General features: G+C 71.7%; 12 protein-coding genes. 1 reads left to right on the plus strand and 11 read right to left on the minus strand.

The annotated features are described in order from the left end of the window. The 10 genes from VKZ50_21155 to VKZ50_21200 form a co-directional block, all read right to left on the minus strand. Positions 1-331 (minus strand): ATP-binding cassette domain-containing protein (locus VKZ50_21155; GenBank protein HLJ62237.1); only part of this gene is annotated, 331 nt, incomplete at its 3' end. Between the two features lie 9 nt (positions 332-340). Next, a complete protein-coding gene (locus VKZ50_21160; protein ID HLJ62238.1) occupies positions 341-1906 on the minus strand; it encodes a hypothetical protein in 1566 nt (521 codons plus the stop codon). Further along, positions 1903-2586: a bacillithiol biosynthesis deacetylase BshB1 gene (bshB1, locus tag VKZ50_21165; protein ID HLJ62239.1), complete on the minus strand. Its 684-nt coding sequence runs from the start codon at positions 2584-2586 to the stop codon at positions 1903-1905. The genes VKZ50_21160 and bshB1 overlap by 4 nt, the downstream gene beginning before the upstream one ends. Then, positions 2568-3275 (minus strand): glycosyltransferase family 2 protein, encoded by a 708-nt coding sequence (locus VKZ50_21170; protein HLJ62240.1) that lies wholly within the window; start codon positions 3273-3275, stop codon positions 2568-2570. The genes bshB1 and VKZ50_21170 overlap by 19 nt, the downstream gene beginning before the upstream one ends. Positions 3276-3371: 96 nt before the next feature. After that, positions 3372-4742, minus strand: coding sequence for a glutamate-1-semialdehyde 2,1-aminomutase (hemL, locus tag VKZ50_21175; GenBank protein ID HLJ62241.1), 1371 nt, complete (start codon positions 4740-4742; stop codon positions 3372-3374). Continuing rightward, a complete protein-coding gene (hemB, locus tag VKZ50_21180; protein HLJ62242.1) occupies positions 4739-5719 on the minus strand; it encodes a porphobilinogen synthase in 981 nt (326 codons plus the stop codon). Before hemB ends, hemL begins: the two co-directional genes overlap by 4 nt. 83 nt (positions 5720-5802) lie before the next feature. Beyond that, entirely contained in the window at positions 5803-6636 is an 834-nt protein-coding gene (locus VKZ50_21185; GenBank protein HLJ62243.1) for a uroporphyrinogen-III synthase, read from the minus strand. Continuing rightward, a complete protein-coding gene (hemC, locus tag VKZ50_21190) occupies positions 6633-7595 on the minus strand; it encodes a hydroxymethylbilane synthase (protein ID HLJ62244.1) in 963 nt (320 codons plus the stop codon). Before hemC ends, VKZ50_21185 begins: the two co-directional genes overlap by 4 nt. Then, positions 7592-8833 carry a glutamyl-tRNA reductase gene (gene hemA / locus VKZ50_21195; GenBank protein HLJ62245.1) on the minus strand — a complete coding sequence of 414 codons (1242 nt, stop codon included), beginning with the start codon at positions 8831-8833 and terminating at the stop codon, positions 7592-7594. Before hemA ends, hemC begins: the two co-directional genes overlap by 4 nt. Before the next feature lie 109 nt (positions 8834-8942). After that, on the minus strand, positions 8943-9560 hold the full coding sequence (locus VKZ50_21200) for a helix-turn-helix domain-containing protein (protein ID HLJ62246.1): 618 nt from the start codon (positions 9558-9560) through the stop codon (positions 8943-8945). 184 nt (positions 9561-9744) lie between these two features. On the opposite strand from VKZ50_21200, the gene VKZ50_21205 reads away from it, so the two are divergent. After that, entirely contained in the window at positions 9745-10497 is a 753-nt protein-coding gene (locus tag VKZ50_21205) for a creatininase family protein (GenBank protein HLJ62247.1), read from the plus strand. 20 nt (positions 10498-10517) lie between these two features. Here the strand turns inward: VKZ50_21205 and VKZ50_21210 are convergent, their stop codons facing one another. Further along, positions 10518-11345, minus strand: a complete 828-nt coding sequence (locus VKZ50_21210; protein ID HLJ62248.1) for a creatininase family protein — start codon at positions 11343-11345, stop codon at positions 10518-10520. Between the last annotated feature and the right edge of the window lie 4 nt (positions 11346-11349).

Here is an 11349-nt window from a genome sequence, read left to right on the forward strand (position 1 = left end):
GCACGTCCCGCACCCCGTACAACGCCGCGAACAACCGGAGATTCTCTAGCGCGCTGAGGCCGCCGTACAGCATGGGTTCGTGCCCGACGAATCCGACGGCGCCCCGCGCCGCCGGCTCGGCCCAGGGATCGTGTCCGTGAATCCGGACGCGCCCGCGGGAAGGCCGCAGGGACGCAGCCAGCACGCGCAGCAATGTGGATTTCCCGGCGCCGTTCGGCCCGAGGATCGCGAGCCCGCCGCCCGGCGGAACGTCGAGCGTCGTCCCCCGAAGCACGCGCGCGCGCCCGTACGATCTCCAGACGTCGTCCGCGGCAACCGCGGGCTCGGCCACGCGGCGGTCCTAGTTCGCCGGCTCCCGGCTCCCGGCGAGCGCGGCGACCTCAACCGGATCGAACAGGAAGAACGGATAGTCGCGGTATCCGGCCGCGCCTCCCGCGTCGGCGCCGTCAAGTACCGCCAGACGCGCGTCGACGCGCGCACGTTCAGGCGCGAGGGACGAAGCAAGCTCGACGTTGATCTCGCGGATCCGCCGCGTCGCCGCCCGGCGGTCCGGGCCCGGGCGCATCGTCTCGACCTCGCCGATGAGACGCCACTTCTCGTCCACGAGGCGCCGCTGCGCGTCAGTCGCGCCCTCGAGGTGCCGGTCCGGGTTGTGTCGGTAGTCCGACTGGAGTCGTTCGAGCCGACGGCGTTCCTCACCCGTGGCCTCCGCGGGCAACGGCAGGTGCAGCGTCGCCGTTGCGACCAGGTACGGCACGGGACGGCATCCGAACAGATCCGCTATGATCGCGTCCGTGACGCGATCATAGCGCCCCCCGCCCACCCCGTGAATGAACAGGTCGCCGAGGCACAGGCGCGCGAACATCGTCAGCGTGATGGCCTTTGGCCGCAGCGCCACGCCCGCTTCGGCCAGCGCGTCCGCACCGGACGCGTCCGCCGGAACGCTCGCGATGGGGCCCGACGACGTGCGGAGCTCGAGCCGGGCGCCCGCGCGCGACACGTAGAGATCGTTCCGCCTGCCCCCGCGCACCACCCAGAACGGCGCCTCGATCAGCGCCCCGTCCTCCGCGAGGTTGGGGAACGGGTTCGCGGGCGACCGCAGGCGACGCGCCCGCCGGTGGGCGTCAAGCTGGGCGTTGTATGAACGCCGTAGCACGTCCGGCTCGCGCAGCAGATGCAGCGCGAACGCGCGGAACTCCGGGGTCTCCGCGAGCACGGACATGGGCAGCTCGAGATACGCCGGCGCGCCCGCGCCGGCCTCGTAACCCCGCCGGAGGCGCGCTAGGAACTCCCCAAGGTGGTGCGACGTCCGGGCCTCCCGCACCCCTTGCGCCCACGTGTCCAAGTGCGCGAGGAGCCCGGGCACCGGCACGGCCGCCAGATGTCCCCGGACGCGACCGAGGAATCCCGCCCAGGCGGCAGTGGCCGGGACCGCCGCGGCCTCGAGCGGGACGTCGCCAGGAAGATCCACGAGCGTTTCACGCACGCGTACAAGCCGATCGTGCTGCGCGGGTACGTCGGCACCGATCGGCCCCGTCGCGTCGGTGTCGACAATCAGGTGGAGCGCGGCCGCGCTGGTCTCGCGCGCGATCCGCGTCAGCAGGAAATACTTGACCCAGACACCGGGGTGGAACAGCACGGGCTGGTGGCCCATGACGACGAGCGCCTGCGCGGGGTCGGGCGCGGCCCCACCCGTGTAGTCCGCCGCGAGCCGGAGCGCACGCGCGCGCACGCGCCGCCGGAACTCGGCGAGCGGGACGCCCAGCACCTCGACCCCGTTCCACCTTACCGCGTGCGATGCTGCGAGCAGGCTGGGGACGCGATCGAGTCCGGGCGCGATCAACACCTCGCCCGAGCGCTCGGGGATCGTGTAGTCGAGCGTCGCCGTGGCCGGCTCGCCGGTCACAACAGGTCCCCCAGCCCGCGCAGCCCAATCGCCTCTTTGCTGGCGAACGCCTCCCCGTAGGGTCGGCGAATGCGGCTGCCCCAATAGTGGTTCACGGTGCGGATGGCGTCGAGGACGCCAAGATTGCCGCGGTCTTCGTTGAACTGCGTTCGGTAACACGCGATGGCGCCGAGTTTACGATCGATCTGGTCGGTGATGTCGAGGACGAAGGCGGGATCCACGTGGAGCCGGTAGTGCGTACAGAAGAAATGCAGGATCCGCGGCACGTAGAACGGCTCGCCCCGCATCTCCGTCTTCGTCAACTTCCCGTAGAACCGCGCCGCCTCGGCGAGGTGTTCAGCGGCGACGTGGTCCGGGTGCGCGTCCACCCAATACGGGATGAAGAGGATCTCCGGACGCACCTCGCGGATCACCTCGGCCACGGCCATTCGGTTCTCGACGGTGTCGGCGAGGTAACGGTTTGGCAGCGGAAGCGTGATCCGGCGGGCGACGCCGAGCGCGCGCGCGGCCGCCTCGCCTTCCTCGCGGCGCCGTTCGGGCGTGCCCATCGGCGTCGGTTCGCCGTTCGTCAAGTCCAAGAGCGTGACGTGGTGCCCCTGCTGTCCGAGCGCCGCTATCGTGCCGCCCATCCCGATCTCGGCGTCATCGGGATGAGCGCCGATCACGAGAAACTCCGCCATCGGCTCACCTCACGATCGATGGTCGACAGGTAGTACGTCCGCCGGGCGGCGGGATCGTCGAGCCCGCCCCAGAACCGGCGATTGGGATTCTTGTAGATGCGGGGCACCGGAATCTCGGTCACGGTCAGCCCGAACCGCGCCGCCTGGAGCCACACCTGCAGCGGCAACCCGTAGCTCCGTTCGTCGAGCCGCATGCGCGCGAGCCCCGGCACCCGATACGCCTTAAAGCCGCACCACGCGTCCGTCAATTGGTAGCCCGTCAACTCGTTGATGATCCGGGTGATCTCTTCGTTGAGCTGACGGCGATCCGGCGGCGCGTCGTCGCGGCGACCCGGTGTGTCAGGATGGTACCGGCTGCCCGACACGATGTCAAACCGCGCGACCTGCTCGAGAAACCCCGGGATCATGTGTGGCTCGTGCTGCAGATCGCAGTCGATGGTCACTGCCGCGTCGAACCCGCGATCCATGGCGTACCTGAAGCCGTCGATGAGGGACTGCCCGTACCCCTCGTTCTGCGCGTGCGTGAGCACCTCGATCCCCCGGTGCCCCGCCAGGATCGCCGGGGAACCGTCCGTAGAGCCGTCGTCCACGACGAGGATCCGCGCGTCGGTGTGACGCCGCACCTCGTCCAGCACCTGGGCGAGGGTCTCCTCTTCGTTGTAGAGCGGCATGATGATCACCGACCGCATGGGCCTCTCCGGATAAGCACTGAGGAGGAAAACGCCCGAAGTCTCTCACCTATGCCCCGCGACGCCCCGGGGCGTCCGCCGGGGCGCGGGCTCCGCCTACGCCGCGAACGCCGCCGCGGCAGCGTCTGCGGTGCGGCGCACGTCGTCGACCGTGTGGGCGAGCGACACGAACCATGCCTCGAACTGCGAGGGTGGCACCATGATGCCGCGGGCGAGGAGCCCGTGAAACAACCGGGCGTACCGTGCGGTGTCGGCGCGCTGCGCGGAGGCGGCGTCGGTGACCGGGGCGTCGGCGCAGAACGGCGTGAGCATCGAGCCGACCCGGTTCACGACGAGCGGGACGCCGGCACGGCGAGCGGCGGCGGAGAGCCCGTCGGCCAGGGCCGCGCCGAGTCCGTCGAGGCGCCGATACGCCGCGTCGTCGAGGAGTTGGAGCGTCTCGAGCCCGGCGCGCATGGCCACCGGGTTGCCGGACAGCGTGCCCGCTTGATACGCGGGCCCGAGCGGCGCCACCACCTGCATAACGTCCCGCCGACCCCCGTACGCGCCGACCGGAAAGCCGCCGCCGATCACTTTGCCGAGGCAGGTGAGGTCGGCGCGCAGATGATAGCGCGCCTGCGCTCCGCCGCGGGCGACCCGGAATCCGGTGATCACCTCGTCAAAGATCAAGACCGCGCCCGTCGACCGGCACAGATCGCGAAGCGATTCGAGGAAACCCGGGGCCGGCGGCACGACGCCCATGTTCCCCGCGACTGGCTCGACGATCACCCCGGCGATCTCGGCGCCGTGACGCTGGAACGCCGCGCGCGCCGCTTCTGCGTCGTTGAACGGCAGCACCAGGGTGAGCGCGGCCAGCTCCTCGGGCACGCCCGCGCTCGCCGGCACGCTCCCGTCGGCCGAGCCCCCGGACGCCGACGATGCGTGCGCAAGCGTCATCATCCCGGAGCCCGCCTTCACCAGCAGCGCGTCCGCGTGCCCGTGGTAGCATCCGTCAAACTTCACCACATAGCGGCGGCCCGTCGCGGCGCGCGCCACGCGGAGCGCGCTCATCGTCGCCTCGGTGCCGGAACTGACCATGCGCACCATCTCGATCGACGGGATCGCCTCGGTGACGGCGCGCGCCATCGCCAGCTCAAGCGGAGTCGGTGCGCCGAAGCTGCTTCCGAACGCCGTCGTCTCGACGACACCGCGCACCACCGCGGGATGCGCGTGGCCGGCGATCAACGGACCCCAGGACGCCACGTAGTCCACATACTCGCGACCGTCCGTATCCCACACGCGCGCGCCGGCGCCCCGCACGAGGAACGGCGGCACGCCGCCCACCGCGCGGTAGGCGCGCACCGGACTGTTCACGCCGCCCGGCATCAACCGGCAGGCCTCGGCGTAGAGCGTCTCGGAGCGCGTCGCAGGGGCGCGGTCCGGCACGCCGCTTCTGGTCCCGTCCGGCGTCCGGGCCGCCCCGCTCATCCCCGGCGCAGCCGCTCCGCGGCAGCCCCCGCGTAGTAGGTCAGGATGAGATCCGCCCCCGCGCGCCGAATCGCCGTGAGCACCTCCAGCATCGCGCGCTCCTCGTCGAGCCACCCGCGTGCGGCGGCGGCCTTGAGCATCGCGTACTCACCGCTCACGTGGTACGCGGCGGTCGGCAGGCCGAACTCGGCCTTGACGCGTGCCAGCACGTCCAAGTACGGCAGCGCCGGCTTGACCATCACGAGATCCGCACCCTCCTCGATGTCGAGCCGCGCTTCCCGTACCGCCTCTTCCACGTTCGCGGGATCCAGCTGGTATCCTCGGCGGTCCCCGAACCGCGGCGCCGACTCCGCCGCATGGCGAAACGGCTCGAAGAACGCGGACGCGTACTTCGCCGCATACGCGAGCACGACCACGTCGTGATGGCCCCGGCCGTCGAGCGCGCGGCGAATCGCGCCGACCTGCCCGTCCATCATGCCCGACGGCGCGACGACATCGGCGCCGGCGTCCGCGTAGGATAGCGCGATCCGCGTGTAGGCGTCCACCGTGGCGTCGTTGTCGACCGTCTCGCCCCGCAGCACGCCGCAGTGTCCGTGGGCGGTGTACTCGCACAGGCACACGTCACCCACCAGCACGAGCCGGTCCCCGACCTCCGCGCGCACCCGACGACATGCCTGCTGCACCACGCCGTCGGGGTCCCACGCGCCCGAGCCGGTCTCGTCCTTGTGCGCGGGGATGCCGAAGAGCATCACGGCCGGGATGCCGATCTCGGACAGCCGCCCGCACTCTTCCACAAGACTCGACAACGTATGCTGCCACTGTCCCGGCATCGCCTCCAGTGCCGCGGGGCGCGACAGCCCCTCCTTGACAAAGAGGGGCGCGATCAAATCGGTCGGGCCGAGGACGGTCTCGCGCACCATGTCGCGCAGGATCGCGGTCCGGCGAAGCCGGCGCATGCGGTGGAGCGGAAACGTCATGACGATCAGGCTCCTTCCCTCGCTCGTGCTGTGACTGTTCGAACGTGGACACCCCGGTCGGGGCCGCTCCGGCGCCTCCCCCGCTAGTCGGCCGGGGCGGACCGCGCCGGCCCGTTGCCGCCGCCGCGGGAGACACCGCCGAGCGTGGCCCGCAGGGCGGCGACGAGCCCCATCATCGTGTAGTGGTCGGCGACGAGCCCGATCCGGAACCCGCACGACCGCGCGCTCGCCGCGGTCACCGGGCCGATGCACGCGACCAATGTCGCGTCCAAGACGCGACCGGCGTCCGCTCCCAACAACTCGACGAAGTTCCGCACAGTCGAGGAGCTCGTGAACGTCACCGCATCCACCCGCTCCGCGACGAGCCGCCGGCGCACTTCGAGCGCGTGTTCGCGCTCGACCTCGGTGCGATATGCCGGCACGACATCCACGAGCGCGCCGCGGGCGCGCAGCCCGTCGGGCAGCGCGTCGCGCGCGACCGCCGCACGCGGCAGCAGCACCCGGACGCCGCGAAGGTCCACCCCGGTCAACGCCTCCACCAGCGCCTCGGCGCGGAATTCCGCCGGCGCCAGATCGACGGCCAGCCCCGCGGACTGCAACGCGTCCGCCGTCCCGGGTCCGATGGATGCCAGCCGCGCGCCGCGGAGCGCGCCCGGGTCGCGCCCGAGCGCGCGCATCCGATCGCACAATGCCGCGACGCCGTTCCGGCTCGTGAACACGATCCAGCCGTACTCCGCCAATCGTGCGATCGCCCCGTCCAGCGGCGCGAAGTCGTCTGGCGGAACGATCCGGATCGTCGGGAACTCCACTACTTCCGCCCCCTCAGCCTCGAGCATCGCGCGAAGCGTCCCGGCCTGCGCACGCGCCCGGGTGACAACGATGCGTCGCCCGGCGAGCGGGCGGGACGCCTCGATCACGGCACGCGCCCCGGACCGGAGAGCACGGCCGATTCCCCGTCTGCGCGCGCGTTCAGCACGCCCGCCGCGCCGGCCAGCAACTGGTCCGCGACCGCCGTCCCCAGCCATTGGGCGGCGCCCACCGGACCGCTGGCGATGTGTCGCCGGACCGCGCTCCCGTCCTCGCGCGCGATGAGCCCCTCCAGCGCGATGCGCCCGTCTCGCACCCGGGCGAGCGCTCCCGCAGGCGCGCGGCAGCCGGTTTCGAGTCGCGCCAAGAAGGCCCGCTCCGCCGTGATCGCCTCGTGAGTGTCCGCATCGTCGAGGACGGCGAGCAGTCCGCGGAGCGCCCCATCGTCCCGCCGGGTTTCCACGGCGAGCGCGCCCTGCGCCGGCGCGGGCAGCATCACCTCTGGCGGCAGCCACTCGGTGATGCGATCCTGCCAGCCCAGCCGGACCAGTCCCGCACCCGCGAGGCAGATCGCATCGCACTCGCCCCGCGCCATCTTGGTCAGCCGGGTGTCGACGTTTCCCCGGATCGGCACCAGCACGAGATCCGGGCGGTACGCCAGGATCTGCGCCGTACGCCGGGGACTGCTCGTCGCAATCCGCGCACCCGCGGGGAGGTCGGCCAGGCCGGCGCCGCTTCTGGAGATCAGCACGTCACGTGGCTCGGTCCGGCGCAGCACCGCACCGAGCACCAGCGCCGGGTGGAGCTCCGTCGGAAGATCTTTCGCACTGTGCACCGCGAGATCGCACCGCCCCTCGGCCAGCGCCGCCTCGAGCTCCTTTGCGAAGAAGCCGACACCGTCGAACCGTTCCAGCGGCACGTCCGGCGCGCGATCGCCGGCCGTCTTGACGATCACCGTCTCCACGGTGACCGCCGGGTGCACCTGCGTGAGCGCATCGACGACGAGCTGGGTCTGTCGCAGGCTCAACCGGCTCCCGCGTGTGCCGACGCGCAGCCGCCGAGCGATCATCGCCCCTCCCCCGCGCTCTCGGCGCCCGGCGCCTCGGGCGCGACACGACCGGACTCCGCGGCGGCCACCAACGCCGCGATCGGTCGGTGCAACAACTTGTTGACGACACGGTGGAGCACGGCCCGCACCACAGCCTCTTCGTCCGCGCTGAGCGCCGCGAGCCGCGCGCGGGCCCGGTCCCACTCGCACGCGAGGATCGCGTCGGCGTCCGCGCGCGCCTCCGCAATCAGCGCGGCCGCGCCCCGACCCGCCCGCTCGCGGAGAAACCGCTGCGCGTCATCTTCGATGAGGGCCTCCGCCCGCTGCACTCCCGCGGTCCCGGCGCCCCGCTCGCTTGGAATCGCGATTAGGTCATCGATGTCGTACAGGTGCACGCCCGGAAGCCGGCCGGCCGCTGGGTCCACGTTGCGCGGGACGGCGATGTCGATCACCACAAGCGCGGTCGCGCGAGCCGAGCACGCGGCGGCGACCGCCGCCGCATCCAGGATCACGCCGGGCGCGCCCGTGCCCACGATCGCCACGTCTGCGCGGGCGAGTTCGGCACCGACCCGATCGAGCGGCACCACCGCCCCCCCGAACGGCGCCGCGATCTCGCGCGCGGCCTCCACCGTCCGATTTGCGACGACCACGGCGCGGGCGCCCGCCTCCACCATCGCGCGCGCCGTCGCCTCCCCCATCTTGCCTGCGCCGATCACGAGCACGCGGCTCCCGCGGAGCGACCCGAGGAGGCGCGCCGCGTGGACCACGGCCGCAGACGGCACCGACGCCGTGACACCGACGATGTCGGTTTCGCGCCGCACGCGCCGGCCGGCGGCCAGCGCGGCGCGGAACAGCGCATCCAAGAACGGCCCGACCGTGCCGGCGCCCTGCCCCGCCGCGAACGCCACGCGCACCTGTCCGAGTATCTGGGACTCTCCGAGGATCATGGAGTCGAGTCCACCCGTCACGCGGAAGACGTGGCGCACTGCGCCGGGCCCGACCTGCGCGCGGATGGGCACCCCATCGCCGAAGAACGCCGAGGCGGCCGAGACGGCCGCCTCGGGCTCGTGGCTGGCGAGGTACCACTCGACCCGATTGCAGGTGGAGAGCAGCACGGCCTCCTCAACGCCCGCGCCGCGCATCGCGCCGAGCGCGGCCGCCAACCCGGCGGGTTCCACGGCGAATCGCTCCCGCTGGGCGACCGGTGCCATCCGATGGTTCAGGCCAACCACGACGTATTCACGAGCCTGAGCGCTCACGATTCTTGGGTCCTATCCTTTCCAAGCCGCCGGAGCGCGCACGTCGGCCCGGCCGGCCGTGTGTTCGCCCGCGTGAACGCCGCGCACCGAGGCGCCGCGGGGCTTCGGGTTACGCGGGACGCTGCTCCTCGAAGGCCTCGATCATGGCCTGCAGCGCGTCGCCCAGGAACGCGTCCGCGTTCCGGAGCGAGCGAATCTGCCCGGCCGGGGCGCCGCGCGCCGCGGTCAACATGTCAAACACCCCGCGCTTGAAGTGCAAGAACACCTCCGTTGATTGCGCCGGCGTCAGCCCCCACCGCGCGACCTCGCGGCCGAGATCGGCACCGATTTGGCGCGCCGCTTCGAGATCGTGCGCCCGGGTGGCGTCGTCGCTGTCGAGGTAGGCCGCGAGCGTCTCCATCAGCCGCGCACATTGCGCCCGCGCGCGGCCGCGGGCCTCGTCGTCGATGCCGGTGAACCACGGTCTCGACGCGAACCAGTGCTGCGGCGATTCCCCCTCCGCCCGCGCCGCGAGCGTCGTCTCCTCGCCTTTCGGCCGCGCACCGACCAGCGCGTCCAGGTCCAACGCGTTGAACCGTCGGTGCCCGCCTGGAGTCCGAAAAACGCGCACCTTTCCGGCGTCCGCCCAGCCCCGGAGCGTCGTCTCGTCAACGCCCAGCACGCGGGCGGCCTCCCCGAGAGTCAACCACTCGGTCTCGGCCCGGTCTCGGGCCTCTGCGCCGCTCACAAATCTCTGAAATTCTGTGAAAACATATGGAATCCTCCAACTCCCGAGCGTCCGGTTTGACAGGGAGGGCTCTTCGGCAGGCGCTCAGAACATGGGCCAGGTGGCGGGTACAGGGTCGCGGCCCGAGCCCAAGGTTGCGGCCGGGGCGTCCCGGCCCGATGACGCAGGCACGGGGGGAACGCGAATGAGCGGTGTGTTCTTGGAACGACTCACGTGGCTCGAGGCCGAGGCAAGGCTGCGCGCGGACCCGCTCGTCGTCCTCCCGGTGGGCAGCGCCGCCAAAGAGCATGGGCCCCACCTCCCCCTCGGGACCGACCGGCTCATCGCCGACTACCTCGCGGCGCGGCTCGCGGAGCGTGTGCCCGTCATCGTTTTACCGACGTTGACGTATGGCTACTACCCGTCGTTCACCGAGTTTCCCGGGAGCACGCACCTGGACGCAGCAACGTTCGGGGCGCTCGCGCGCGCGGTCGTGCTGTCTTTGCACCGGCACGGGCCCAGGCGTTTCCTCGTGCTCAACACCGGCATCTCCACGACCCCGGTGCTCGAGATCGTGGCGCGCGACTTGAATCACACGCACGGCCTGCTCGTCGCCGTCACGCGCATCGAAGAGCTCGGCGGCCGGCAGCTCGCGTCCCTGCTGAGCCAGCCAGCCGGCAGTCACGCGGACGAATACGAGACGTCCCTCCTGCTCGCGATCGCCCCGGACGCCGTCCGGATGGAGCGGGCGGTGCGGGAGATCCCCCAGCGCCCCGCGCTGCCCGGCGTGTTCGTGCCGTCGACGTTCCGCCGCGCCCCCGGGCCGGGGTCCTCGGCGACCGGCGTCTATGGCGACGCGACGCTCGCCACGCGGGAGAAGGGCGAGCGCATCGCCGCCGCACTGGTCGACGCACTCACGACGGCCGCGGAGACGCTGCGGACGCAGTGCCTCGAGTAGCGACCGCGAGGACGCGGCGCTCAGACGCCGACGCGCTCGGACGACGACCCCGTCGCCGTATGCCACGCCCGAATGAACGCGACCATGGCCTTGACGTAGGCGTCGAACAGCTCCTTGCCCCGCGCGACGGTGCCCGTCGCCGGATCCCCGTACGTGATGCACCCGTTCGACGAGATCTGGTGCACGGGCGGGAGCCCGAGCGTGATATAGCGCAGCAGCGACGGGTCCTCGCGAACCCGCGTCAGCAGCGCCTCGCGCCACCCGTCGAGGGTCATCGTGGGGCGCTGAAGCCGGTCGGATCGAACGAGCTCCGGTTGCTGGTAGAGCATGCTCGACGTCTCGCCGATCCCGGCGTGGATGTCGAGCTTGTCGATCTCGGCGGTGAGGTAGATCTTCCGCAGCTCGGCGATACCGAACACGAGGGCGCTGCCGTCGGTCTCGCGGGTGAGCCGGTGCGCGAGATAGCTCAGCGTCGCCTCGTTGCCGCCATGTCCGTTCGCGAGCAAAATCCGCCGGAAGCCGTGCGTGATCAGCGACGTCGCGGCCTCCATCACGACCCGGCAGAACGTGTCTTCGGTGAGGGTGATCGTCCCCGGGAAGTGCATGTGGTGCGCCGACAGCGCCGGGAACAGGATCGGCGCACAGAGCACCTGCGCTTCGCGTGCTGCCGCGCGGGAGACCGCGATCACGCCGAGCGTGTCCGTGCCGAGCGGCAACGCCGGCCCGTGCTGCTCGATCGCGCCGAACGGCAAGATCGCCGTATCGGTGCGCTGCCGCAGCGCGTCCACTTCGGGCCAGGTCAGGTGCGGCAGGTAGTATGCGTCTTTCGTCTCGTTGCGATCACACATCGCG

This window comes from bacterium, from assembly GCA_035295165.1.
Taxonomy (GTDB): Bacteria; Sysuimicrobiota; Sysuimicrobiia; order Sysuimicrobiales; family Segetimicrobiaceae; genus JAJPIA01.